Below are 24,357 nucleotides of genomic sequence, written 5' to 3' on the forward strand. Positions count from 1 at the left end.
CTCGCCGCGGCGGCGGAAGCGTCAGATCAGGCCCCGGTCCCTGGCGTGGATCGCCGCTTGGGTGCGGTCGCGGAGGCCGAGCCTGCTGAGGATGCGGGAAATGTGGTTCTTCACCGTTCCTTCGCTCAGGAACAGCGTCTTCGCGATCTCGCGGTTCGTCGCCCCGGTCGCGACCATGCGCAGCACCTCGGTCTCCCGGCTCGTCAACGCCTCCGCGGACGCCGGGTGCGCCGACAGCGCCGCGGCCACCTGGCGGGCCGCCGCGTGACCGAGCTGGGTGACGCCGGCGTGGGCCAGGCGGACCGATTCGGCCAGCTCCGCGGCCGGGAGGTCCTTCAGCAGGTACCCGGCCGCGCCGGCCCGCAGCGCCTGCACCACGTACTCCTCGTCGTCGAACGTCGTCAGCATCACCACGCGGCAGTCCGGGGCGCGGCGGCGCAGCACCGTGAGCGCGTCGACGCCGTCCATTTCCGGCATCCGCACGTCCATCAGCACCACGTCCGGGCCGAGCGCCAGGGTGCGCTCGACGGCCTCGCGGCCGGTGGCCGCCGTGCCGACCACCGACATCCCCGGCTGGATGGCCAGCAGGGACGCGATGCCTTCGCGGACCAGCCGCTGGTCGTCGACCACGAGCACCCGCACGCTCACGGCACGGTCACCGTGACCCGGGTGCCCGCGCCCGGCTCGCTGTCCACCGACACCGTGCCGCCGACGAGTGCGGCGCGTTCCCGCAGGCCGAGCAGGCCGAACCCGGACCGGGCCGCGCCGGTGTCGAAGCCGCGGCCGTTGTCGGTGACGACCAGGCGGGTGGCGGCGCCGAAGGTCACCGACACCCGCACCTGATCGGCCCGGCCGTGCCTGCGGGCGTTCGTGACCGCCTCCTGCGCGGCCCGGTAGAGCGTGGTGACCGTCGCCGGGCCGAGGTCGGGTTCCTCGCCGTGCACCTCGATCGCGACGCCCAGCTCGGCCAATGCGCCGGCCAGGGAACGCCCACCCCGCAGCGTGCCGACCGACGTCCGGACGTCCTCCAGCGCGTACCCGACCGAGCGGCGCGCGTCGGCCAGCGCCTGGCCGGCGACGCCGGGGTCCCGGCCGGCGAACGCGGCCGCCTTCTCCAGCTGGATGGAGACCGCGGTCAGGTGGTGGCCGAGGCTGTCGTGGATGTCGCGGGCCAGCCGGTTGCGTTCGGCCGCGGCGGAAAGCTCCGCGACCCGCGCCGCGGCCCGCCGCTCCCGGACCGCGACGTCGGCCATGGCCAGGGCCAGCACCAGGCCCGTGGCGAACATGAGCACGTCGGAGACCGCGCCGGTGTCCCGGTACCAGCCGGGCACCCACACCGCCAGCCCGCCGACGAGCACCGCCAGGCAGAGCCCGCCGAGCACGAGCCCGGCCGTGCGCCCGAACGTCAGGTACGCGGCGAAGGGCACCAGCACGAACAGCGCCCGCGACAACCCGGATCCGTCGAGCGCGGCGACCGCGAAGAACAGCACCAGCCGGGCGACGAGGAACGCGGCGGGCAGCCGGGCCACCCGCCGCTCGACGGTGTCCAGCACGAACAGCGCCCCGACCCCGGCGGCGAAGCCGGCGAGCCGGACCCCGTTCGCCGGGCCGAGGCCGGCGACCGCGGAGTACAGCCCGGCCACCAGCACGATCCCGTACACGGCGCCGGAAACCCACGGCACGATCCGCGTCACCATCACCCGAGCCTACGGCCGTCCGCGGCCTGCCGGACCAGGTTCGGCCGGACGGCACGTGTCGTCCGGCCACGCGCACCCGGCCCGTCCGGCACTTCCCGCGGGCCGGCGCGCTTCCTACCGTTCACCGAAACTGTTGCCTGCCAAGGAGGTTTCCCATGCTGACCAGACTGGGGGCCGGGTGCGGAACGCTCGCCGGCCTCGCCATCGCCGTGCCCGGCCTGATCGAAGCGGGCACCGGCGAAACCGCGGCGACGAGCTTCGTGCTCGGGCTGTCCCCGGCGTTCGCCGTCCCGCTGCTGACCGTGCTCCACCTGCGGCAGGCCCCGGCGGCCGGTGCGTTCGGCGCGGTGGCCTACACGGTGAACGCCGTCGGTCTCGGCCTCTTCGGCGGCGCGGCGTTCACGCTGAACCTGGCGCTGTTCTTCCTCGACGATGCGGTGACGAAGGAACTGCTGCGCGGCCCGACCACGGTGGCGCTGCTGGGCAGCGCGCTGGTCTTCGCCGCCGGCGCGGTGTGCTTCGGGGTGGCCACGCTGCGGGCCGGGGTCCACCCCCGGGTGCCGGCGGTGGGCTACCTGGTGGCGCTGCCCGTGCTGGCGGTCGCGGCGCGGCTGCCGGACACCCCGCTCACCAGCGTCGTGCACGTCGTGGCCGGCGGATCGCTGGTGTGGCTGTCGATCGGCGTCGTGCAGGCAGCCCCCGCGCGCCGGTGAAGGCCGCGTCAGCCCGCCGTCGTCAGCCGCAGTGTGGCGATCCCGCGCATGTCGAGCGTGGTGCCGGTCGGGGCTTCCGCGTAGCGGAGCAGGACCTGGTCGCAGCCGGGGCACCGGGCGACGTAACCCATCGGTGCGCCGTACACGCGTGCCGCGGCGAGAGGGCCGGACCGGCCGCAGCCCGCGCACACCGCGACCGCGGTGCTCACCTCGGCGGTGAACACGCTGCTCAGCGGCCCGGCCAGGACGTTGCCGTCGAGGTGTCCGTCGGTCATCTCAGCCTCCGAAGCGTTCGGCGCGGACGCGGGCCGGGTCGTGGCCGGCGTCGATCAGCAAGCCCGTCACCGTCTCGACGAACGACGTCGGCCCGCACACGTAACAGGTCGGTTCCTCCGCGGCCGGCAGCCCGTACGCCGTCAGGTCCGCCGCGTCGATCCGGTGCGGCACGCGCTCGACGCCGTCCGGTGTCTCCCGCGTGTACAGCACGGTCGCCTCCGGGCGGTCCAGCTCGCCGGCGAAGTAGACGTCCGCCGGGGTCCGGACCGAGTAGAGCAGCCGGAACGGCGGGCTCGCCGCCGAGCGGGCGCGCAGCATCGCCATCAGCGGGGCGATCCCCGAGCCGCCGCCGATCAGCAGCACCGGGCCGGGTTGCTCCGGCCGCCACACGAACCAGCCGCCGAGCGGGCCGAGCACCTCGACCTCGTCCCCGACCTCGATGTCGCGCACGAGGTACGGCGAGACTTCGCCGCCCGCGACCAGCTGCACGGTCAGCTCGACGAACTCGCCGTCGGCGGGGGCGGACAGCGAGTAGCTGCGCTGTGCGCTGTAGCCGTCCTCGGCCGTGAGCCGCAGGTCGGCGTGCTGCCCGGCGAGGTGCCCCGGCCAGCCCGGCACGGCGAACCGCAGGGTGCGCGCGGTGGCCGTCTCGTCGCGGACCTCGACGAGCCGGGCGGTCAGCCGCCGGTGGCCTAGTCGCCGTCGTAGCGCTGTTCCCGCCACGGGTCTCCGTAGTTGTGGTAGCCGAGTTCTTCCCAGAACCCGGGCTGGTCGTCGAGCATCAGCTGCAGCCCGCTGATCCACTTGGCGGACTTCCAGAAGTACAGGTGCGGCACCAGCAGCCGGACGGGCCCGCCGTGCACCGGCTCGAGGGGCTCGCCCTCGAACTCGAAGGCGAGCCACGCCTTGCCGTCGAGCACGTCCTCCAGCGGCAGGTTGGTCGTGTAGCCGCCGTGGCTGTGCGCCAGCACATAGTCCGCGGCGGTCTCGACGTCCTCCAGCAGGACGTCGAGCGACACACCGCGCCAGGTCGTGCCGAGCTTCGACCACCGGGTGACGCAGTGGATGTCGACGGTCGGCTCCTCGGCGGGCAGCGCCATCAGGTCGGCCCAGGTCCAGGCATGCCGCTCGCCGCTCTCGGCGGTGACCGTGAACGACCAGTCGCTCGTGGACACCGGCGGGGTCGGCCCGGCCGAGAGGACGGGGAAGTCCTCGGTGAGGTACTGGCCCGGCGGCAGGGCGGCGTCCTGCTCGCGACGCCCGTGGAACGCCCGGCTGAACACGGCCACACCGGCCCCCTTTCGTCGGGCGCTCAATCTAACCCACCCACCGGCGGAACGGGACCCACACCTTCGTGCGATCCCGGCCGGGAGGGCCCATCACCCTCCCGGCCGGGTCACTCAGCGGCCCACGGTCACCGAACCGGTGAGCGGGCCGAGCCGCACGGTGTGCGTGCCACGCGCCAGGTTCGGCAGCTCGAACGTGACGCACGTGGTCTGGCTCGGCCGCACCGAGACCGGCCGTTCGGCGGCGACCACGCCGTCGACCCACAGCACCGCCTGGTACTCACCGGCCTTCTCGCCGACGTCCTTCACCGACGCGGAGACCCGGGCGGGCGACCACCAATGGCTGTCCTCGGTGCGGAGGTCGGCCACGGCGAAGCGCGGCGCGGGCCCGGGGGCCCGGTCGCGGACGAAGATGTCCGAGCGCCCGTTCGTGTCGTCCTCGACGAGGTTCGTCGCCTCGCTTTCGAACGCCACGTACTTTCCGTCGGTGCTGATGGCCGGGAAGTCGCTGTAGGCATCGCCTTCCCGGCCACCGAGCGCGCCGGAGACCTTCTCCGTCTTCGCCGTGCGCAGGTCGCGCACGAACACGTCGGACGCGCCGTCACCGTCGCCGGGCACGAGGTTGCCGGCGAAGCTGAAGAACGCGACCGCGCTCCCGTCCCCGCTGATCCGCGGGCTCGCCGTGTAGGAGTCGGCCCCGCCGGTCCCGCTCGCCGCCTGCGACACCAGCGTGTTCGTGTGCGCCTGCCGGTCGTAGAGGTAGACCTGCGAGGGCCCGTCGGCCGGGCTGACCACGTAGGCCACCTTCCGGCCGTCCGCGCTGATCGACGGCTGCGTGGCCTCCGCCCCGCCCGGCGCGGGGATCGCTTCCGTGGTCCCCGTCTTGCGGTCGCGCACGAACACGTCGCGGTGGGCGTTGCCGCCACCGGGCACCAGGTTCTCCGCGCCGCTTTCGAACGCGACGAACCGGCCGTCGCCGCTGACGCTCGGCTCGAGCGAGTCACCGTCCGCCGGTGCGCCGCCGATGCCCACGGAGACGAGCTCGGTGGTCCCGGCCACCCGGTCGCGGACGAAGATGTCCTGCTTGCCGTTCGTGTCGCCCGGCACCAGGTTCGTGGCCTGGCTGAGGAACACCGCGTAGCGGCCGTCGGTGCCGAACACCGGCTGCCCGGACAGCCCGTCGGCCTGCTTTTCCTCGGAGGACACCGAAACCAGCTCGGTCGCGCCGGTCCGGCGGTCGTGGACGAACGAGTCGGGGATCCCGTTGGCGTCGCCCGGCACCAGGTTCGTCGCGCCGCTGAGGAAGCCGACGTACCGGCCGTCGGGGCTGACGGTCGGGCTGACCGACCACGCGTTCGCCCCGGTGCCGTCCGAGGCCACCGTGATCCGTTCGATCGCCCCGGTGCGCCCGTCCCGCGCGAAGATGTCCATGTCGTCGTTGGTGTCGCCGGGCGCGAGCTCGCCGGACCCGCTGGCGAACGCGATCACCCCGGCGTCCCCGCTCATGGCGGGCCAGAAGGTGTGGGCCTGGATCTGCCCGCCGTCACGGGTCAGCGAGACCCGCTGGGTCGCGGGCGGCCGCGGGAGCGCGAAGTCGGCCGCGGCCGGCCGGTGTCCGCCGGTCACGACGACCTGCCGCGGGGGCGCGGCCGAGATGCCCGCCGCCGAAGCGGCCACCTGGTAGGTGCCCTCGGGCACGTTCTGGACGGTGTAGCGGCCGTCGCCGTCCGAGACGGCGGTGAGCTCGTCGAGCACGTCGAGCACCCGGACCGTCGCGCCGGGCACCGTCGAACCGGTCGGCCCGTAGGTGACGCGGCCGCTGATCGTGCCCCGCGGGGTCGGTTTCAGCGTGACGCGCAGCGCCGTCTGCTTCCCGGTGGCCACCACGGCCCGCACCCGCTCGTCGCGGTACCCGAACCGGGACAGCGTGAGGTCGTAGGTGCCGGCGGGCACCCGGACCTTGAAGTGCCCCTCGCCGTCACTGGTGTAGGACCGGCCGGTGGCCGCGACCGTGATCGTGGTCTTCGCCAACGGCTTCCCGGACGCGGTCACCGTGCCGGTGATCCCGCTCGCGAGGCGCGCCTCGGCGACGGCGGCGGCCGCGTCGATCCGGCCCGCGCCGAAGCGGGTGTTCGGCCGCGCGCCGTAGCGGTTGTCGAAGAACGACGTGCCGGTGAGGATTTCCAGGGTCTCGTCCGGGGTCAGCTTCGGGTTCGCCTGCAGCATCAGCGCGACCGTGCCCGAGACGTGCGGGGTCGCCATCGACGTGCCGCTCAGCAGCCCGTACTCGCCGCCGGGCAGCGAGGACAGCACGTCCACGCCCGGCGCGGAGAGGTCGGGCACGACGTAGCTGTCCGGCCAGCTCGCCGGGGCGTCGACCCAGTCCTTCTTCCGCACGACACCACCGCACGAGAAGTCGGGCACGTTGTCGCCGTCGTCCGTCGCGCCGACCCCGGTCGACTCGAAGACGTTGCCGGGCGCCGCCGAACCGCCCGCGACGCAGTCGTTGCCGATGGCGAACGCGGGGAAGGCGCCGGCCAGGTGGATGTTGCGGGCCGGCTCGACCATTTCGCTGCTGTAGCCCTCTTCGCCGAGCGACATGCTGACGACGTTCGCCGGCTTGCCCGCGGGTTTGCCGTCGGCGTCGTACGGCGCGATCGCCCACTGCATCCCGGCGATCACCTGCGCCAGCGTGCCGGAGCCACCCGGGATGACGAGCCCGGCCATCAGCTCCGCGCCGGGGGCGACGCCGATCTGCGTGCCCGAGCTGTGCCCGCCCGCGATGGTGCCCGCCACGTGCGTGCCGTGGTAGGAGCTGTCGTGGGGCGTGGAGTGCACCGGGGAGCCGTCGGCGGCGAACTCGAGCCAGCCACCGGGGTGCTCCGGGTTCGCCGGGTCGGCGCTCACCAGCTTGCCCGCGAGGTCGGGGTGGGCGGTGTCGATGCCGGTGTCGAGGATCGCCACCCGCACCCCGGCGCCGGTGGTGCCGCCGGCCTGGACCCGGTCGGCGCCGATCTTCGACACGCCCCACGCGACGGCGGCGTCCGCCTCGGCCTTCGCCTGCTTCCGCTGCGGCTCGGTCGGCGTCTTGAGCGTGAAGTTGGGGATGACGCGGTCGACCAGCGGCAGCGCGGCGACGGCGTCCAGGGTGGCCGGGGTGGCGCGGACGAGCACCATGTTCTTGAGCCAGAACGTGTTCACCACCTGGTCGCGGCGGGCGCCGACCAGGTCGGTGACCGGGGCCTGCATGGCCTTGGCCGAGTCGGTGAGCGTCCGGTGCGCGGCGTCCGGTGAGGACGGAGCGAGGCCCCGGTCCTTCAGCACGACGACCGCCTCGAACCGGGTGCCCGGACCGGAGCGGGCGCCGGCGATCCGGTCGAGCAGCTCCTTGGCGATCTTGTGGTGCGCCGACGGCGGGGGTGCCGGTGCGGCGGCGGCCGCCGCCGGCAGGGTGCCGAGCGACCCGGCGGCGACGAGCACCGCGAGGGCCAGGTGGCGCCCGCGGGTCCGCAAGGCGGACAGGGACATGGGGGAGACTCCTTCGCTCCGTCAGGTTCCGGCGGACAAGCGAGACGGCGCGCCCCGAGTGAGGTTGCGCGCCGTCGACGTCAAAACGGTGCATGAGTGATCAACACATGACAAGCTCACCGAGGCGGCGAATTCCCGCCAGGTGGCGGGAACCCGACAGGGGAGGAGCGGCGGTGCTGGAGCCGATCGGGCTCGGTGACGCGGACGAAGCGATCTACGACGCGCTGGTCCGGCGCACCCGGGCGACGGTCCCCGAACTCGCCCAGGACGCACGCCTCTCCCTGCCGGTGACGCGGCGCGTGGTGCGGACGCTCGTCGGGCTGGGCCTGGCGACGCGGGCGGGCGGCCGTCCGTCGCGCTACGTCGTCGTCCCGCCGGACCGGGCGATCGAGGCGGTGCTCCGCGAACGCGAGGCCGCGCTGCGCGACACGCGCCGCCACATCGGCACGCTGATGGAGATGTACCGCGCGAGCACGCGGTTCGCGCACCCCGGCGAGCTGGTCGAGGTGATCACCGGGCGCGACGAGGTCAACGAGCGCTGGGCGCGGATGCAGCAGGACATCCGGGTGCAGATGCGCGGGTTCGACCGCCCGCCGTACGCCGCGCCGCGGGGCGCCTCGGACTCGAACGAGGTCGAGCTGGGCCTGCTCGGCCGCGGGGTGAAGTGCCGGGTCGTCTACGACAAGAGCGCGATCGAGCTGCCCGGGCGCATCGACGACATCGAGCTCGGCGTGCGCCACGGCGAGCAGGCCAGGATCGACGGCGACGTCCCGATGAAGCTCGCGATCGCCGACGACCGGCTCGCCATCATCCCGCTGATGCGCCCCGGTGACCCCGCGCTCACCGCGTCGTACCTCATCCACCCGTCACCGCTGCTGGACGCGCTGATCGCGTTGTTCGAGGCGGTGTGGACGCGCAGCGTGCCGGTGCGGTTCGGCTCCGCCGAGCCCGGCGAGCTGTCGGCGGACGAAGCGAAGCTGCTGATGCTGCTGGCCTCCGGCGCCACCGACAAGGCCGCCGGGCGGGCGCTGGGCTGGAGCGAGCGGACCGTCCAGCGCCACGTCACCAAGCTCATGACGCGGGTCGGGGCGCAGACGCGGTTCCAGATCGCGATGGAGGCCACCCGGCGGGGCTGGATCTGAGCGGGCCCACCGGGCTCGGCTCGGGCCGATGGCGACCAGGCTCTCGCCCGGCTCCGGTGCCGGCTCAGGGCCGGGCGCGGGAGAGGAGGCCCCGGATGAGGACGTCGATCGACCACGCGAACCTTTCCTCGCCGGTGCCGGACATGATCTCGGTGCGTGCGGCGTGGACGCGGGGGTACTCGCTCGCCGGGGCCCGGTTGATCGCCTGGGCGACGGGGCCGTGCGGTGCTCCCGGGTCCGGGCCGTGTGCGTGTTCGGCCGCGACCGCGGTGACGAACATGGTCAGCATGTCGATGGCCCAGGCCGCGTTCGCCCGGTCGACACCGGCTTCGGCGAGGAGCCCGAGGAGGGTTTCGGCGATGCGCAGCGCGTGGGGCCCCACGGCCGTGGTCCGGACGGCCATCAGGGCGACGGCCGGGCTGCTCATCAGGACTTCGGTGTAGGAGCGGAGAAGTCCTTCGAGCCGGTCGCGCCACGAGCCTTCCCCCTGGCCGACCTCGACGGCTTCCAGTACGCGGTCGAGGACGAGCGCCTGCAGTTCGCTCACGTCCTCGACGTGGGCGTAGAGCGAGGCCGGGCCCGTGTCGAGGGCCTTCGCGATCTTGCGGAGGCTCATGACCCCGTCCGAGGTGATCTGGCGCAGCGCCTCTTCGATGATCGCTTCGCGGCTCAGGAGTGGCTTTGCCGCTCTGCGACGGCTCTCGACCTCGGCGGCGCCGAAGGGATCACGCTGGGACACCACCGGACGATAGCCCTCGCGAACCCTGTTCGTCAACTTGACGAACAGGGTTCGTTAAGCCTACCGTGCGTCGAGGGCACCACACTTCTCCCATCGGAAAGGGGTGAATCGGCATGTCCGAACGCGGTATCGCCATCGTCGGCGCGGGCCCGGCCGGTCTCGTCTGCGCGCGCATCCTCCAGCGGAACGGAACACCCGTCACCGTCTACGAAGCGGACGCCACACCGGACGCCCGGCAGCAGGGCGGCTCGCTCGACATCCACGAGGACACCGGGCAGGTAGCGCTCAAGGAAGCCGGCCTGTACGGGGAGTTCCGCGCGCGTACGCACGTCGGCGGTGAGGACCTGCGCCTGCTCGACAAGACCGGCCGGGTGCACGTCGACCAGCGCGAACCGGCGGGCGGCGGCGGCCGTCCGGAAATCGGCCGGACGGAACTGCGGCAGCTGCTCGTCGACTCGCTGGAGCCGGGCACGATCGCCTGGGGGCACAAGGTCGTCGCCGCGCGCCCCGGCGAGACCGGGCACGAGCTGCAGTTCGCGGACGGCTCGGTGGTCCGCGCCGATCTCGTCGTCGGCGCGGACGGCGCGTGGTCGAGGATCCGGCCGCTGCTGACCCCGGTCAAGCCCGCCTACAGCGGGATCACCATTGTCGAGATGCGCCTGACCGACGCGGCGGCCGAGCACCCGGAAGCGCTCGCGCTCACCGGGCGGGGAAGCTTCTTCGCGCTGTCGGACAACAAGTACATCGGCGGGCACGGCGGGGACACCATCGCGTTCGGCTGCGGCCTGCGCGTCCCCGAGAACTGGGTCGCCGACAGCGGAATCGACTGGCACGAACCGGAATCCGCCCGCGCGGGGCTGTTGCGCGAGTACCCCGGCTGGGCCCCGGCCCTGACCGACCTGATCCGCGGGTGCGACGACGGCACCATCTGGCCCCGCCCGATCCACGCCCTGCCGACCGGCCTGCGCTGGGACCGGGTTCCCGGCGTGACCCTGGTCGGCGACGCCGCGCACCTCATGTCCCCGTTCGCGGGCGAGGGCGCCAACATCGCCCTGATCGACGGCGCCGACCTGGCACGGGAGATCCTCGCCGGCCCCGACGTCGAAACCGCGCTCGCCCGCTACGAGACCACGATGTTCCCCCGAGCCGCCGAAGCCGCGGCGGCGTCGCAGAGCGGCCTCGAGATGATGTTCGTCGACGGCCCGCCGACGAAGATGATCCGGTTCTTCGAGGGCATGCCCGCCGCCGAACCCGGAACGGATACTGCTTGACACAGACTGGCCCGCGTCGGACGCTCTAGCTCCGATCGAGGGAGCGATGGGGCTGGATGCACGGACAACGCGAAGCGCTCGCAGCGGCCGTGCGTGCGGCGACAGTGCCGCTGACCATTCCGTCGACGACGGTCAAGGGCACCGGCTTCTTCGTCACCCCCGATCTCGTCCTGACGTGCGCGCACGTCGTCACCTCGGCCGGCGAGCCGGCCGGGGTGGTGCACGGCCCGGCCACCGCGACGCGGGACGCCTGCGACTTCGAGGTGCTCGGCGACTACTACCTGGCGGGCGGACCCGACGGGCTCGATCTGGCGCTTCTCCGGCCGGTGGGCGGGAACCGGTCGCCGCACGTCCACCTGGCTGCCTCGGTGGCGCCCGGTGACGAACTGTGGGTCTTCGGCCATCCGGAAGGCAAGTACCGCGCCGGTGACGCCGTTTCGCTGCGCCTGGACGGGACGTCCGAACACGTCCAAGGCCCGATCCTGCTCAAGGGCACGCAGGGGCGGATCAAGCCGGGGATGAGTGGTGCCCCGGTGCTCAACTGGCGAACCGGTGCGGTGTGCGGGGTCGTCCGCTACCGCGATGGCGCGCACGACGACACGGCCCGCTTCGTCCCGATCAGCACGGCGTTTGCCGGCTACCCCGGGCTCGCCGAGGCGAACACGGCGATGCCCGCCGCCCGCGACTGGCTCGACCTGCTGGACGACACCCAGCTCGCCGAGTCCGGCGCACGGTATCCGGGGCCGCGGTTGCGCCGGTACCTCAAGGCGGCGAGCGCCGCCGACGCCACTCATCCCTATGCGGCCGTGCTGGAGATCCCGTCTCCCCTCGCCAAGGTCTACCTCACGCAGAAGGCCGGCCGGGCCCGCGATGACGAGACGCCCGCCGAGGCCGGAGAACTCGTGGATGCGGACAGCCTGCTGGACGCGTATCGCGGTGTACAGGTACTCGGTGGCCCGGGCGCCGGGAAGTCCAGCCTCGCGCGTCATCTCACGGCCGAGTCGGCCCGGAAATGGCTGGAGGAAGGCACCGATTCCGCCGTGCCCATCCTGGTCTCGGCCGAGGCGCTGACCCTTCGCCACGGCCTCAGCGAGATGCTCGCCGACGGCGTCGTCCGCAGCCTCGACACCGAGCTCGACCGCGTCACGTTGACCGCCCTGTTCGGTGAGCCGCCGTTTCCCGGTGGGGAATGGCTCGTGCTGGTCGACGGGGTCGACGAAATCCTGAACCCCCAGCTGCGGTCGATCGTGCTCTCGAAGGTCTCCCGGCACCGCACCGAGGGCCGATACCGGTTCCTGCTGACTTCGCGGCCGCTTCCGGACTTCCTGATGGAGAAGATCGCCGGCAACGGCGACTACCCGACCTTCACGATCGAGCCGTTCGGGCGACCCGAGCTGGCCGACTTCGCCGGCAGGTGTTTCACCCAGCTCCAGGTGGCCGACCCCCGGTCCGCCGCGGAGAGCTTCGTCCAGCGGGTCGAGGAGGCAGGACTCGCCCCGCTGGCCGGTATTCCCTTGATCGCAGCCATGTTGTTCACCCTCTACGCGAATTCCCCGGGCCGGCGCCTGCCGGGAAACCGGGCGGAGCTCTACGCCGACTTCGTCGAGCTGCTGCTGGCCAAGAGGAAGATCACGAACGTGCGCGAGCTGCTCGCCGAGTGGACCGGCCGCAGCGGTCCCGAAGCCGAAACGGCCGGGGAGGAGCTGGTCCAGCGGACCCCTGAGCTGCTGAGGCTGCTGGCCCACGAGGTGCAGCGTGCCGGAACCGACCCGTTCGGGACCGCCGTCCGGACCGACTCGGCGGTCATCGTCGCGCAGCACGTCCCCAGGCCGGTCACGCTGTCGTCGGCCGAGTGGGACAGGGTCATCCGGGAGGTCCTGCGCAGCTGCGGACTGCTCGTCGAGCGTCGCGGCGTCTTCGGGTTCCTCCACCAGACGATCCAGGAATACCTCGCTGCCGCGCACCTGGCCGGCCTGCACCCGGACCCACGCCGGCGCGGGGCGCGGAAACTGATCGTCCCCCAGCCGTGGCCTTGGCCGGACCTCGAAGTCAAGAGCTTCCTCGCCGCCCTGTGGGCCCGGCAGGGCCGCGACCTGACGCCGGTTCTCCGCCGGTTGCTGAACCGCCGCCACCGCGACGACAACTACCGCTTCCTCGTCGAACTGCACCGGCAGGGCGTGGAACTGCCGCCGAAGGTGCACGCCAAACTGGTGGAAACGCTGGCCGGCTGGGTGGCCGAGCACGGGCGGAGCCACCGGGAATGGCACGCGGCAGCCGAAGCGCTGAACCACGTCGACGGCCAACGGGCCGCACTGGCGCTCCAGCAGACGGCCCGGCAGGGGATGGGGTGGCAGCGTCGCCTCGATTCCAGCTTCATGCTGCTCGAGTCCAGCGCGCCGATCGGCATCCAAGCCCTCGAGGACCTGACCGCCGACGAAACGCTCGACGGCCCGGACCGGCTGAAGGCCGCCAAGTACCTGCTTGCGCAGCATCCCCGGCGCGGGATGGCCGCGTTGGGAAAGCTCGCCCGCGACATCCGGCCCGACGGCCTCCGCGTGGAGGCGGCACAGGTCGTCGCCGAACGTGACCCGCAGCGTGGTGACGAACTCCTCCGCGCCGTCACCTACGACTCCGATGCCTCGGAGGAGGCGAGGCTCAGCGCGGGACGCGCCCTCGGCCCGGGCACGGGTTCGGACGCTCTGGCCTCCCTGGGCGGCCGCCACGAAATATCCGGCTGCGTCCGTCTGGAGGCCGCACTGACGATCGAAGGCTGGGAAGCCGGTGCCGGTACCTCGTTGCTGCTCGCTCTCGCCCAGGACCGTCTGGTGGACGCCGAAGTCCGGCTCGCCGCCGCGCGGGAGCTCACCGACCACGGCGACGCGCGGGCCGTGCAGGCGTACGAATCCATCGTCGGCAGCGAAGCAGTCGCGAAAGGCCTCCGGCTGGACGCGGCCGAGCGAGTCGCCGCCATCGACGCCGAAGCCGGCCTGTCGCTGCTGCTCGAGCTCGTGGCGGATACGAGATTCGGCGACGAAAGAATCGCCGCGGGGATCGCCGCGGGCCGGATGGATCCCGCGGCCGCCGCACGCGCACTGGCGGACGTGGTCGGGGTCCACGGTGACAGCCGCCGCGGTTACTGGTGGGCTTCCGATGCCGACGACCGCGAGTTCTGGATCCGGGCCGCGCGGCAGGCCGCCCGGCTCGACGCCGAAGTCGGTCTCGCCGCCCTCCGGGATCTGATCGTGGCGCAGCAGTTCTCCACAGAGCTGCGGCTTGCTTCCCTGGCCGCGCTCGCCGAGGAGGACTCCCGCGCAGGACTCGAGACTGCTCAGAGGCTGGTGGAAAGCACCGAGGTCCCGGCCGAAATCCGCTTGGGTGCCGTCGTGCAGGTCTTCTGGCTGGACTTCGACTCCGGCCGCGCGATCGTTCGCCGGCTGGCGCCGACCTTCACCGTTGCGTCCGGCAACCGGACCAGGCTCGGCGTCCGGGTCGGCGAATTCGACAAGGCACTGGGAATCGAGATCCTGCACCAGGTCGCTTACGACACCTACGTGAGTCCGAGAGTCAGGCTGGAGGCCGCCACCGAAGTCCAGAACCTCGATGTGGGCCAGGGTGTTCAGCTACGGGCCAGGCTGTCGACGGAGGCGGTGATCAAGAACTACCTCGACCTGCTCGGGGCCCGTGACCGGTAGGGCAGGCAGCGTCAGCTCTGCTCACCGGGCTTCCATTCGAGGGTCACCTTCACGTTCGCTTTCGCGGTGCCCTTGACCAGGATCGCGGTCAGCTGACCACTTTCGACACCGACCTCGCAGCCGAACTCGACCGCCACCTTGGCCGGTTTGACCTTCCGCGCGCCACTGAGGACGGCATCGGTGACGGAACTGGTCAACGCCCCGAGCGACGCGGTGAAATCGGCGAAACCCAGCAGCCGCGAGGCAACCTCCTGATCTTCCTGCTCTCCGACCGGGACGACTTCGACGAACAGCGTCCGGCCGTCGATTTCGACCGGGACGTGAACGGGACGCGCAGTCGGCGAATGCTCCTCGATCACCAATACCCCTCTGTCCGCTTACGGGTTGACGGCAGTGTCGCCGCCATCCGTCTCGGGGCGAGAGTATGCCCCGAGACGGATGGTGTGGCGAGAACTTGCGCTAGTTCGCCCCCGTGGACCACCTGACCGCGTGGGTGTGGCCGTCCGCTGTGGTCGCGTACCCCGCGGCCTGTCCGCTGTTGTTGACGGAGTTGGCGTTGGCGTCCTTCCCGTCCGCGAGCGGGGCGAGCCGCGAGACCGTGCCGTCGGGGTCCCACCGGGCGGCGTGGTCGGTGCCGCCCGAGGTGTACGACATGCCGACCATCACCCCGGACGCCGAGATGTCCGACGCCCAGCTCGTGGCGTCGCCGGGCAGCGGGTTCAGCAGGGTGATCGCACCGGCGCTGTCCCAGCGCGCGACGCGGGTGGTGTCGGTCGTCTCGTAGCCGGAGACGACGCCGTCGGTGTTGATCCCGGTGGCGATGCTGGTCGACGAGGCGGTGCCGATGCCCAGCGTGCCGATCGTGCCGTCCGGGGCCCACCGCACGGCCCTGGTGCCCGGGCAGCAACCGTAGGAGTAACCGGCGATCACGCCGGCGTCGTTGATCGTGTTCGCCTGGCTGCTGCTCAGGCCGGGCAGGGTGCCGAGGTTGTCGATGGTGCCGTCGAGGTTCCACCGCACCGCGTGCCGGACGCCGTCCGGCTGCTGGGAGAAGCCGACGACGACGCCGGCGGAGTTGATCCCGCGTGCCTCGCTGGCGATGTCACCGGGCAGGGTGCCCAGGTCGTCGACGGTGCCGTCGAGGTTCCTGCGCACGGCGTGGGTGCGGAAGGAGGACTGGGCATCCCGCGTGCTGCCGCTGCCCACGACGACACCGGCGTCGTTGACGGCCTCCGCCGTGCTGCCCACTCCGGTGGGCAGCGTGCCGAGGTCGTCGACGGTGCCGTCGGGGTTCCAGCGCGCGGCGTGGGTGCCGAGGCCGACCGAGGACTCGCCCACGACGGTTCCGCTCGAGTTGATCCCGAAGGCGAAGCTGTAGCTGCCACCCGGGAGAACCCCGAGATCGGTGCTCTGCGTGGTGGCCGTGGCGGGCGCCGGCAGGACGACCGCGCCCGCCAGCGCCGTGAGGAGGCCGCCGGCCGCCAGGACGCGGACGCGCGACAGTGCTGGTGGACGTGACATGAACGATCCCCCCGGATGTGACGCGTGCCGGTGGCCAACACGCGGTTGCGATGCGCTTCAAGTCAAACGTCAACCAGTCGCAGTGGCAATACGTCATTCGCCGTAACGCGATCTTGGGGGCGGCGCTCGCCGTCAGTCCAAGCAGAACTCGTTGCCTTCGGGGTCGGCCAGCACGATGAACCCGGCGCTGAGCGGCGGTGCGGGCTCGAAGCGGCGTACCCGGGACGCGCCGAGGGCGACCAGCCGTGCGCACTCCGCCTCGAGGGCGGCCATCCGCTCGGCGCCCCGCAGGCCGGGCGCGGCCCGGACGTCGAGGTGGACCCGGTTCTTCACGGTCTTGTCCTCGGGCACCTGCTGGAAGAACAGGCGTGGGCCCTGCCCGTCGGGGTCTTCGACGGCGGAGCTGCTGTTGCGCCGGTCTTCCGGCACGCCGGCCCGTTCGAGGAACTCGTCCCACGCGGCGAGGGGGTCGGCGCCTTCGGGCAGCTCGACGCCGGGCGGTGCCGGGTGGACGTAGTCCAGCACCTCGCGCCAGAACGCCGAAAGCGCTCGGGGGTCGTGGGCGTCGAAGGTGACCTGGACGTGTCGGCTCATCGGGGTGCTCCGTCGGTCGTCGGGCTGGGGTGGCCCACCTTGCCAACGGATGCGGACAGCCGCTGTCCTCGATTCGTCGTGAACGCGGATCACGGTGCGCGCCGGGCGCGCAGCCAGCCGACCAGGTCGCGCAACGCCGGGTCCTCGATCGGTTCGGTGAGCCGGATCGTGTGCGACTTCGCGCCTTCGGTCGCGGTGAGCGTCCAGGTGCGGTAGTCCGCCGCGCCGGGCAGGGGCTTCGCCGCCGCTTCCGGGTGGCGTCCGAAAAAGCCCGATCGCGCGAGCAGCGCCCGCAGCGCGGCGGCGTCGGCCGGGTCGAGGTCGCTCGTGTCGACCTCGACCGGCCGGGTCAGGCCCGGGATGTGGGCGAACCCGCCCTCACCCTCGAGCCGGACGCGCACCCGGGAATCCCGTTGGGTCACCAGGGGTTCCCGGCGGCCGTCAGCGGCTGCTGCCGCGCCATCGCACCTCCCGACAGGTTCTCCACGAGGCCGACGATACCCCTGCGGGTCAGGTAGAACGAGCCGTCGAGGTCGGCGAAGGTCGACATCTCGCCGGTGCCGACGTTGCCGTCCACCGTGCCGAAGTACTTGGCTGGGCCGTCGTCGAAGGCCAGCAGGAGGCCGCCGTCGCGCATCCGCCACTGGCCGGGGTAGGCCCCGCCGAACGTCCCGTCGGCGTTGAACGTCAGGTCGGCCTGCCCGTAGAACAGCGTCGAACCCCAGCTGAAGTGCAGGATCCAGGTACCGGAGATCCGGGGTACCCGTACCTCGATGCCGACCTGGCGCCACGCGTCGGCGACGATCTGCTGTTCCTCCGGGCCGAACAGCCGGCTCGCGTTGTCGGTCGTGAGGTCGGCGAAGTCCTGGAACTGCGCGGTCCGCGTCAGCCGTGCGTCGCACAGCGTCCGGTACCAGATCAGCCCCGCCTTCTCCCAGGCGTACCCGCCCAGCCCCACGGCCGCCAGGTAGAACGCGCGGTTCGGGATCCCGGAGTTGATGTGGACGCCACCGTGGTCGCGCGTGGTCGTCACGTAGTCCGCCATGTGCGCCGGCTGCGGGTCCTTGCCGAGGACGGAATCGTCGTAGGCCGACCCGGGATCCTTCATCGAACGCAGTGCGGTGCCGTGCACCGCGGCGGTGAACAGCCCGGCACCGATCAGCCAGTCCGCCTCCTCGGCGGTCTGCGGCGGGTGGTGCGCGTGCTGCTTCACCAGCGAGCCGAACACGTCCGAAATGGACTCGTTGAGCGCGCCCGGCTGGTCCTGGTACTCCAGGTCCGCCTGGTGCGCGGTGACGCCGTGGGTCAGCTCGTGGCCCATGATGTCGACGGCGATGGTGAACCGGTTGAAGTACTGCCCGTCGCCGTCGCCGAAGACCATCTGCCGGCCGTCCCAGAACGCGTTGTCGTAGTCCTGGCCGAAGTGCACGGAGCCGACCAGGTCGTTGCCCGCGTTGTCGATCGAGTCCCGGCCGTAGGCGGCCCAGTACAGGTCGAACGTCGCACCGAGACCGTCGTAGGCTTCGTCGGTCGCGGCGTCGCCGACCGGGCCGGAACCCTCCTCCCTGGCGAGGGCGCCGGGCAGTCCGGAGCCGTGCTTGGCGTCGTAGATCACCCGGTTCTTGTGGGGCGCGGCCGCCTGGGCGTACTCGCCCGGAAGTGCCTGCCGCACTTCGAGCTGCCGCGCCGACCGGGCGTAGCGCGCCGTGATGTCGGCGGACAGCGTGTCCAGCGCCCGCGCGCGCTCGTCGGCCGTGCCGTTGCGGGCGATGTTCTCCAGGACGTGCGGGGGCAGGATGCAGTGCAGAGCGTGCCGGTGGGACGGTGTGGTGGTCATCGTGCTCCTCCCGATGCGGACCCGTCGGCGCCCGCCGGCTGCCCGGCTTCGCTGCCGGCGGCTTCGGGCACGATCCCGCTGGTGCCTTCCTTGGTCAGGTACCAGCAGCCGTCGAGACCGGCGAAGGTCGTCATCAGGCCGCTGCCCACGTTGCCGACGACCGTGCCGCCGTACTTGGCGGGCCCGGTGTCGTAGCTGAGCAGGAGCGTGCCGTCCCGCTGCCGCCACTTCCCGGTGAACTGGCCGCCGAAGGTGCCGTCGCCGGCGAACACCACGGCGGACTGGCCGTAGCTTCCGGTGCACCCCCAGCTGAAATGAAGTGTCCAATTGCCACTGACGCTCATGAATGTTTCTCCTGGCTTCGGGAAATGTCGATTTTTACTGAGGTCGAAAGTAGATCTCCGCCGGGATCCGCTGTTGTGTCGGCGATTGTCCGGGGATTCTCCGGGTTGACCGTTGTCGTGAGCGTATGGCCGATTTCGTGGCCAAGCAAGGGAAACTAGCCTTTCGGCGCAACCTCGGTGTTTTTCCGGAGACGAATCCGGTGTGGCGGTATCAAACGCGGTCGACGGCGCTCCGGTGTGGCTGGACGGCCGTCGAATGGACGTGAAATGCTTTACGCGATCGTCCAGTCGGTGAGCACGCTGTGCCCGCGGGCGCTGCGGAACATGAGCCGGAAAACGCCGGTGGGCCGCGGCCTGATGGCGAACCACCCGTCGTCGTCGACCGCCACCGGTGCCGGGGTGCCGCGGCGCGCGCGGATTTCCACGGTCCCCGGCTGGGGCGGCAGCACCTGGCCGTGGACCGCGTCGGGCTCGATCTCCAGCTCGATCGTGACCGCCCGCCCCGAGAACGTGAGGGACCGCACCGCAAGGGGCTCCGCACGGGCACCGGCGAGCTCGGGCTCGCGGGCGGAATCCTCGGTCAGCACGGCCAGTTCGACGTTCAGGCGGTGCCAGGTGAAGGCGGTGTTCGCGGTGTCGCGGAACCAGTCCGGCACGGCCGCCGCGGCCGTCATGGCCGCGTGCAGTTCGGCCAGCAGCTCTTCGTCGGCGTCATGCTGTTCCGGCATCACGACCCCCCTCTCGGGGATTCCGCGAACGGCGCCAAGGAGGCGCTGCGGCGCAGGGCGGCGAGGCACCGGCCCCGGGTGGGGCCGATCCCGCCGACCCGCATGTCGAGCCGCCGGGCAACTTCGGTGTAGGGGACCGGTGGATCGCCGAACAGCAGCGCGAGCAGCCGGCGGCAGTTCTCGGGCAGCCCGGCGAACGCCTGCCGGAGCGCGAGGTGCCGCTCCTGCTTCAGCAGCTCCTCGTCGGCTTCCGGGCCGGTCTCGTCCGGGAACCCGTCGTGGTCCACCGGGATCTGGGTACCCCGCTCGCGCACCACCCGGAGGCACTCCCGGCGGGTCACCGTGGCCAGCCAGCCGGGCAGCGCGGCCGGCTCCCGCAGCCGTTCCAGCGCTTCGACCAGCCGCAGCCACACGTTCGCGCCGACGTCCTCGGCGTCGGCCCGCCGCAGCCGGTACTGCGCGCAGACCGACCACACCAGCGGGGCGTAGCGCTCCACGAGCGCCGTCCAGGCCGCTTGGTCGCCGTCCCGGGCGCGCTCCACGAGCGCCACCACCACCGGGTCGTCACGCACGCCGGCTCCGTCAGCGCGGGGGGTACGGGGACACGAACGGTCCGGCGAGGACCCTCTGCAGTGCCTCGGCCGGATCCTCGGTGGTCTCCAGTTCCGCCGCCAGCGCGCCGCTGACGCACGCGGCCGCGAACGAGGTCCCGTTGAGCATCGCGTAGCCGTTGAACGTCTTTTCCTCGCGGGTCAGCCGGACCTTGCCGTCGATGTAGAGCACCGGGACGTCGGTGCCGTCGGCGGTCAGGTCGACCCACGTCCGCTGTTCGCTCCACGGGGCGTTCGTCGCGCCGACGGCTTCGACTTCGGTCATCGCGGCGGGCCACACGGCCAGCGGCGGGTTGGGCGCGGCACCCTGGTTGCCGGCCGCGGCCACGACCAGCAGCCCGGGATTGGCCTTCTTGACCGTGTCGATCGCGCGCCGCAGGACCATCGGCGCCTGCCCGTCGCCGGTCGTCGTGCCGCAGGAAAGGTTCAGCACGGCGATGCCCGGGTTCCCGTCGAAGGCGGCGATCTTCCGCGCGGTTTCCCAGACGGTTTTCCGGCCGGTCTGGCCGTCGAGGCCCGCTTTCACGATGATGTAGGCGTCGGGGGCGAGCTCGTGGATCTTGCCGACCACCGCGGTGGCGTGTCCCTGCCAGCCCGCGTAGACCCCGTTCGCGTCCGGCGTGGACAGCTCGTCGGCTTCGACCATTTCCTTGCTGAACTGCGCGTGCCAGTAGAGCGGCGTGTCGACGACACCGACGCGGACCTTGCGGTTCGTGGCCCGTCCTTCGGTCAGCTTCAGCGACCGGGAAATGGGGACGGGTTCGCCCGCGTACTTGTGCTGCGGGTAGCCGACGAAGGCGTCGCGGTTCTTGCCGAGCGCCGGAACGGCTCCGCCGGTGGCGGTGAACCAGGTCCGGAGGTCGAACAGCAGGACGTCGAGGTCGGTGAAGAGGCGGTCGTTCCGGCGCTCGAGCGTGTCGATCTCGTTCAGGAACGTGCGCCGGGCCCGGTCGGCGTACTCGCGGAGATTCACGAGTTCGGCGATCCGGGCGAGCCGCAAACGCTCGTCGACTTCGACACCCGCGCCTTTTTTCCACACCCCGCGTATTTCCAGTTGCTCCTCCACCGCGGCCTGGCTTTTGGTGTCGACGATCAGTTCGGCGTTCTCGGTCATGCTTCCGCCCCTCTCTTCGGCGTCCGGTTCACCCGTCCCACGGAGCGGCCGGACGCGCGTTTGATACCAACACCGGTAAACAGTTCCGGGTACCGCCGAAACGGGGCATGATTTCAGCCATGCAGACCTCGGCCGTGCGGGAGCTGGCACAGGCGGCATTGCGTCGGGCCGACGTCGACGCGGGGCGGGCGGCGCCGTTCGCGGAACGGGCCGTCCGCCAGGCGGCCGCGGCGGGGGACGACGTCGCGGCGTCCGTCGCCGAACGCGCTTGGGGGCGCGCCCTCCTGCAGTGCGGTGACGTGGAGAACGCGATCCGGCACCTGCGGCGCTCGGTGGTGCTCGCCGAGCGGACCGGGGCCGCGGACCTCGCCGGCGAGGCGCGGATCCCGCTGGCGGCGGCGCTGCTGCAGCGGGGCCGCGCGGGCGAAGCGCTGCGGGAGATCGACACGGCCGTCGGACGGCTCGACGGCGGCGGGAACGCCCGTGCGCGGGCCCAGCGCGCGGACCTCCTGCACCAGCTCGGCAGGCTGTCGGCGGCGCAGGCGGAGTACGACGCCGCGATCCCGCTGCTGCGGTGCGCCGGCGACGCGCTCAACCTGCAGCGCGCCCTGGTCAACCGCGGCATCCTGGACACCGAGCGGTACGCCTTCGCCGCCGCCGAGGCGAACCTGCGCGAAGCCGACGAGCTGGCCGGCGCGCTCGGCCGCCGCCTGGCCGCGGGCATCATCGCCGAGAACCTCGGGTTCCTCGAGACGTTGCGGGGTGACGTGCCGGCGGCACTGGCTCACCTCGGCCGGGCCGAACGCGCGATCGGCGAGCTCGGCGGGCAGCTCGGCCCGGTGCACTCGGACCGGGCCGAGCTGCTGCTGTCGGTCGGTGCCCACGCCGAGGCGGCCGAGGCGGCCCGGCTGGCCGTGCTGGCGTTCGAGCGCGACCGCCGTCGCCTGCTCGTCCCCGGTGCCCGGCTCCTGCTGGCGCAGGCCGCGTTCCTCGGCCGGGACTGGCCGACCGCCCGCGACCAGGCACAACGGGCCCGCCGGGAGTTCGCCCGGCAGGGCAGGCGCGAATGGGCCGAGCTGGCCCGGCTGGCCTCCCTGCGCGCCCAGCTCGCCGCGACCGGCCGGAGCCGGGTGCCGACCGGGCGCGTCGTCGCCATGGTCGAGGTGCTGGCGTCGGCGGGCTGGCCGGCCGCGGCGCTGGAAGCCCGGCTCGTGGCCGCGCGGATCGCCGACGGCCGGGGCGACGACGCGACCGCCGTCGCCTGCCTCCGCGCCGCGGGGGCGGCCGTCCGGGGCGGGCCGGCGGTGTTGCGGGCCCGTGCCCGCTACGCGCGGGCGTTGCTCGACTGGCGGACCGGGGACGGGGCCGCGGCCGCGCGCGCGGTGCGGGCCGGCCTGAACACCCTCGACGACCACGCCGCCTCCCTGGGCGCGACCGACCTGCGGGCGCACTCGGCCGTGCACCGGAGCGAGCTGAGCGAGCTCGGCCTGCGCATCGCCGTGCGGTCCGGGCAGGCCGGCCGGGTCTTCGAGTGGGCCGAACGCGGGCGGGCGACCCGGCTCGCCACCCGGCCGCTGCGGCCGCCGGCGGACCCGGAGCTCCGGGCGCTGCTCGCGGAACTGCGGGCGACCTCGCGGGAGATCCGCGTGGACGCGACCGGCAAGGCGAGGGCCCGCCAAGCGGCCCTCGAACGCCGGATCCGCGACCGCGCCCGGCTGGACCCCGGGGAACCCGGGCACCACCGGGTGCGCCCGGTCGAGCCGGCCGAGCTCGAGCTCGGCGACGCCGCGCTGGTCGAGTTCGTGCAGCTCGACCGCACGATGTACGCGCTCAGCTCGGTCCGCGGCCGGCTGCGGATGCGGGCGCTGGGGCCGGGCGAGCGCATCGCGGACCTGGTCGACCGGATGACGTTCGCCCTGCGCCGGCTGGCCCGCCGCCGCGGCGGGACGGCGGCGCGGACCGGCACCCTCGACCTGCTGGAGCACGCCGGCAGCGAGCTCGACCGCGTCCTGCTGCGGTCGCTGCCCGAGGTCGGCGACCGGCCGCTGGTGGTGGTGCCGACCGGGCCCCTGCACAGCGTGCCGTGGGCGGCGCTCCCGTCGTGCGCGGGCCGGCCGGTCACGGTCTGCCCGTCGGCCACGCTCTGGCACACCGCCGCGGCCGCCCGGCGCGCGCCGCTGCCGGGCGCGGTCAGCGTCGCGGCCGGGCCGGGGCTGACCGGGGCCCGCGAGGAAGCCGAGGCGGTCGCCGCGCTGTACCGCACGGCCCCGCTGGTCGGCGCGGAGGCCACGGTCGAGGCCGTCGTGAAGGCGGTCGCCGGCTCCGACGTGCTGCACCTCGCAGCGCACGGGCGGCTGGCCGTCGACCAGCCGCTGCTTTCGGACCTGCTGCTCGCCGACGGCCCGCTGCTGGTGTACGACCTCGAGCGGCTCGACCGGGTGCCCCGCACGGTCGTGCTGGCCTCGTGCGACAGCGGCCGCTCGGTCGTCTGCACGGGGGACGAGCTCCTCGGGCTCAGCGCGACGTTCATGGCGCTCGGCACCGCCCAGCTCGTCGCGTCCGTCCTGGCCGTGCCCGACGCCGAAACGGCTCCGCTGATGGTCGCGTTCCACCGAGGGCTGGTGGCCGGGCGGGCGCCGGCGGTCGCCCTCACCGAAGCGCAGGAATCGCTGCGGGACAAAGGAACCGATTCGCTCGTGGCCGCCGCGGCGTTCTGTTGTTTCGGCGCGGGCCACTGATCCGGACGGCCTTGCTCCAATCGTGTGAAGGGATTCACTCGAAGGGGAGGTTTTGTAACGTCGGAGTCGTACGGGCGACTCACCGGCGCAAATAGGAATTGTGCCACTTTCCGTTCCGGTCGTCGCTCACCGGTTCCGGGAACAGCCGGTGAACGGATGCCTTCGAGGTGATGCCGATATGACCATCCTCATTGCGCGGATCCACCCCGCGATCGGGATCGCCAGGGTGGGGGACAGCGACAGCGAGCCGTTCATCGGCCCCGAGATTCCCGGGGACCCGGCTTTCCCGGAAAGCATCGACTACCGCGGAGCGGACCGCCGGATCAGGCGGCAGGCGGCGCGGTTCCGGGTGTTCGGCTACCACGAGGACGGCCGGGTCGAGGAGCTGACCGCGGCGACCGCGGACATCCGGTGGACGGTCCACCTCGTGAACCGCAAGGCGGTCGCCCGCCGGCTCGGAGCGCGGGGGAACGGGCCCGGCGCGGAACGCAACAGCGCCCACCGGTCGGCCGCCGAGCGCAAGGAG

Annotated in this window: 21 protein-coding genes and 1 pseudogene; 6 read left to right on the top strand and 16 right to left on the bottom strand. The window is 72.7% G+C overall.

All coding sequences use genetic code 11. The features are described from left to right. Positions 1-21 precede the first annotated feature (21 nt). Together ACWEGE_RS17040 and ACWEGE_RS17045 are read right to left on the bottom strand one after the other, a co-directional pair. Positions 22-648, bottom strand: a complete 627-nt coding sequence (locus ACWEGE_RS17040; protein ID WP_449661398.1) for a response regulator — start codon at positions 646-648, stop codon at positions 22-24. After that, entirely contained in the window at positions 645-1,697 is a 1,053-nt protein-coding gene (locus ACWEGE_RS17045) for a sensor histidine kinase (protein ID WP_449661399.1), read from the bottom strand. The genes ACWEGE_RS17040 and ACWEGE_RS17045 overlap by 4 nt, the downstream gene beginning before the upstream one ends. Before the next feature lie 155 nt (positions 1,698-1,852). Here ACWEGE_RS17045 and ACWEGE_RS17050 point away from each other — a divergent pair, with 155 nt between their 5' ends. Continuing rightward, a complete protein-coding gene (locus ACWEGE_RS17050) occupies positions 1,853-2,410 on the top strand; it encodes a hypothetical protein (protein WP_449661400.1) in 558 nt (185 codons plus the stop codon). Between the two features lie 8 nt (positions 2,411-2,418). Here ACWEGE_RS17050 and ACWEGE_RS17055 read toward each other — a convergent pair whose 3' ends face one another. From ACWEGE_RS17055 to ACWEGE_RS17070, 4 genes are all read right to left on the bottom strand, one after another. Next, entirely contained in the window at positions 2,419-2,685 is a 267-nt protein-coding gene (locus ACWEGE_RS17055) for a DUF6510 family protein (protein WP_449661401.1), read from the bottom strand. Between the two features lies 1 nt (position 2,686). Then, positions 2,687-3,409, bottom strand: coding sequence for a ferredoxin reductase (locus tag ACWEGE_RS17060; protein ID WP_449661402.1), 723 nt, complete (start codon positions 3,407-3,409; stop codon positions 2,687-2,689). Next, entirely contained in the window at positions 3,379-3,975 is a 597-nt protein-coding gene (locus ACWEGE_RS17065) for a sulfite oxidase-like oxidoreductase (RefSeq protein WP_449661403.1), read from the bottom strand. Before ACWEGE_RS17065 ends, ACWEGE_RS17060 begins: the two co-directional genes overlap by 31 nt. A gap of 111 nt (positions 3,976-4,086) precedes the next feature. Further along, positions 4,087-7,500 (bottom strand): S8 family serine peptidase, encoded by a 3,414-nt coding sequence (locus ACWEGE_RS17070; RefSeq protein ID WP_449661404.1) that lies wholly within the window; start codon positions 7,498-7,500, stop codon positions 4,087-4,089. A gap of 173 nt (positions 7,501-7,673) precedes the next feature. On the opposite strand from ACWEGE_RS17070, the gene ACWEGE_RS17075 reads away from it, so the two are divergent. Continuing rightward, positions 7,674-8,642 (top strand): helix-turn-helix transcriptional regulator, encoded by a 969-nt coding sequence (locus tag ACWEGE_RS17075; RefSeq protein ID WP_449661405.1) that lies wholly within the window; start codon positions 7,674-7,676, stop codon positions 8,640-8,642. A gap of 64 nt (positions 8,643-8,706) precedes the next feature. Here ACWEGE_RS17075 and ACWEGE_RS17080 read toward each other — a convergent pair whose 3' ends face one another. Next, entirely contained in the window at positions 8,707-9,381 is a 675-nt protein-coding gene (locus ACWEGE_RS17080; RefSeq protein WP_449661406.1) for a TetR/AcrR family transcriptional regulator, read from the bottom strand. A gap of 113 nt (positions 9,382-9,494) precedes the next feature. On the opposite strand from ACWEGE_RS17080, the gene ACWEGE_RS17085 reads away from it, so the two are divergent. Together ACWEGE_RS17085 and ACWEGE_RS17090 are read left to right on the top strand one after the other, a co-directional pair. Next, entirely contained in the window at positions 9,495-10,652 is a 1,158-nt protein-coding gene (locus tag ACWEGE_RS17085; RefSeq protein WP_449661407.1) for an FAD-dependent oxidoreductase, read from the top strand. A gap of 56 nt (positions 10,653-10,708) precedes the next feature. Beyond that, positions 10,709-14,344 carry a trypsin-like peptidase domain-containing protein gene (locus ACWEGE_RS17090; protein WP_449661408.1) on the top strand — a complete coding sequence of 1,212 codons (3,636 nt, stop codon included), beginning with the start codon at positions 10,709-10,711 and terminating at the stop codon, positions 14,342-14,344. Between the two features lie 11 nt (positions 14,345-14,355). Here ACWEGE_RS17090 and ACWEGE_RS17095 read toward each other — a convergent pair whose 3' ends face one another. The 9 genes from ACWEGE_RS17095 to ACWEGE_RS17135 all read right to left on the bottom strand — a co-directional run bounded on the left by ACWEGE_RS17095 (position 14,356) and on the right by ACWEGE_RS17135 (position 21,093). Next, positions 14,356-14,703: a CU044_2847 family protein gene (locus ACWEGE_RS17095; RefSeq protein ID WP_449661472.1), complete on the bottom strand. Its 348-nt coding sequence runs from the start codon at positions 14,701-14,703 to the stop codon at positions 14,356-14,358. 100 nt (positions 14,704-14,803) lie between these two features. Next, positions 14,804-15,865 carry a hypothetical protein gene (locus ACWEGE_RS17100; RefSeq protein ID WP_449661409.1) on the bottom strand — a complete coding sequence of 354 codons (1,062 nt, stop codon included), beginning with the start codon at positions 15,863-15,865 and terminating at the stop codon, positions 14,804-14,806. Between the two features lie 132 nt (positions 15,866-15,997). After that, positions 15,998-16,459, bottom strand: coding sequence for a VOC family protein (locus tag ACWEGE_RS17105; protein ID WP_449661410.1), 462 nt, complete (start codon positions 16,457-16,459; stop codon positions 15,998-16,000). Positions 16,460-16,548: 89 nt separating this feature from the next. Beyond that, the gene (locus ACWEGE_RS17110; protein ID WP_449661411.1) at positions 16,549-16,881 is read right to left on the bottom strand and encodes a protealysin inhibitor emfourin; all 333 of its coding nucleotides are present in this window, start codon (positions 16,879-16,881) and stop codon (positions 16,549-16,551) included. Beyond that, entirely contained in the window at positions 16,878-18,296 is a 1,419-nt protein-coding gene (locus ACWEGE_RS17115) for a M4 family metallopeptidase (RefSeq protein WP_449661412.1), read from the bottom strand. Before ACWEGE_RS17115 ends, ACWEGE_RS17110 begins: the two co-directional genes overlap by 4 nt. Further along, positions 18,293-18,640, bottom strand: a complete 348-nt coding sequence (locus ACWEGE_RS17120) for a hypothetical protein (protein ID WP_449661413.1) — start codon at positions 18,638-18,640, stop codon at positions 18,293-18,295. Before ACWEGE_RS17120 ends, ACWEGE_RS17115 begins: the two co-directional genes overlap by 4 nt. 272 nt (positions 18,641-18,912) lie before the next feature. Next, positions 18,913-19,368: a hypothetical protein gene (locus ACWEGE_RS17125; protein ID WP_449661414.1), complete on the bottom strand. Its 456-nt coding sequence runs from the start codon at positions 19,366-19,368 to the stop codon at positions 18,913-18,915. Beyond that, a complete protein-coding gene (locus ACWEGE_RS17130; protein WP_449661415.1) occupies positions 19,368-19,940 on the bottom strand; it encodes an RNA polymerase sigma factor in 573 nt (190 codons plus the stop codon). Before ACWEGE_RS17130 ends, ACWEGE_RS17125 begins: the two co-directional genes overlap by 1 nt. 10 nt (positions 19,941-19,950) lie before the next feature. After that, positions 19,951-21,093 carry a S8/S53 family peptidase gene (locus ACWEGE_RS17135; protein ID WP_449661416.1) on the bottom strand — a complete coding sequence of 381 codons (1,143 nt, stop codon included), beginning with the start codon at positions 21,091-21,093 and terminating at the stop codon, positions 19,951-19,953. A 119-nt stretch (positions 21,094-21,212) separates the two neighbouring features. On the opposite strand from ACWEGE_RS17135, the gene ACWEGE_RS17140 reads away from it, so the two are divergent. Then, positions 21,213-23,831: a CHAT domain-containing protein gene (locus tag ACWEGE_RS17140; protein ID WP_449661417.1), complete on the top strand. Its 2,619-nt coding sequence runs from the start codon at positions 21,213-21,215 to the stop codon at positions 23,829-23,831. A 178-nt stretch (positions 23,832-24,009) separates the two neighbouring features. Next, a pseudogene (locus ACWEGE_RS17145) lies at positions 24,010-24,357 on the top strand (LodA/GoxA family CTQ-dependent oxidase); the annotation flags it as partial.

The organism is Amycolatopsis sp. NPDC004747, assembly GCF_053601335.1.

What these genes read in the sequence shown, in the direction of transcription:
- ACWEGE_RS17125 (WP_449661414.1), bottom strand. Translation starts at nt 19,368, where the DNA reads ATGCCGGAACAGCATGACGCCGACGAAGAGCTGCTGGCCGAACTGCAC.
- ACWEGE_RS17105 (WP_449661410.1), bottom strand. Translation starts at nt 16,459, where the DNA reads ATGAGCCGACACGTCCAGGTCACCTTCGACGCCCACGACCCCCGAGCG.
- ACWEGE_RS17045 (WP_449661399.1), bottom strand. Translation starts at nt 1,697, where the DNA reads ATGGTGACGCGGATCGTGCCGTGGGTTTCCGGCGCCGTGTACGGGATC.
- ACWEGE_RS17050 (WP_449661400.1), top strand. Translation starts at nt 1,853, where the DNA reads ATGCTGACCAGACTGGGGGCCGGGTGCGGAACGCTCGCCGGCCTCGCC.
- ACWEGE_RS17135 (WP_449661416.1), bottom strand. Translation starts at nt 21,093, where the DNA reads ATGACCGAGAACGCCGAACTGATCGTCGACACCAAAAGCCAGGCCGCG.
- ACWEGE_RS17100 (WP_449661409.1), bottom strand. Translation starts at nt 15,865, where the DNA reads ATGTCACGTCCACCAGCACTGTCGCGCGTCCGCGTCCTGGCGGCCGGC.
- ACWEGE_RS17070 (WP_449661404.1), bottom strand. Translation starts at nt 7,500, where the DNA reads ATGTCCCTGTCCGCCTTGCGGACCCGCGGGCGCCACCTGGCCCTCGCG.
- ACWEGE_RS17140 (WP_449661417.1), top strand. Translation starts at nt 21,213, where the DNA reads ATGCAGACCTCGGCCGTGCGGGAGCTGGCACAGGCGGCATTGCGTCGG.
- ACWEGE_RS17120 (WP_449661413.1), bottom strand. Translation starts at nt 18,640, where the DNA reads ATGAGCGTCAGTGGCAATTGGACACTTCATTTCAGCTGGGGGTGCACC.
- ACWEGE_RS17055 (WP_449661401.1), bottom strand. Translation starts at nt 2,685, where the DNA reads ATGACCGACGGACACCTCGACGGCAACGTCCTGGCCGGGCCGCTGAGC.
- ACWEGE_RS17085 (WP_449661407.1), top strand. Translation starts at nt 9,495, where the DNA reads ATGTCCGAACGCGGTATCGCCATCGTCGGCGCGGGCCCGGCCGGTCTC.
- ACWEGE_RS17090 (WP_449661408.1), top strand. Translation starts at nt 10,709, where the DNA reads ATGCACGGACAACGCGAAGCGCTCGCAGCGGCCGTGCGTGCGGCGACA.
- ACWEGE_RS17115 (WP_449661412.1), bottom strand. Translation starts at nt 18,296, where the DNA reads ATGACCACCACACCGTCCCACCGGCACGCTCTGCACTGCATCCTGCCC.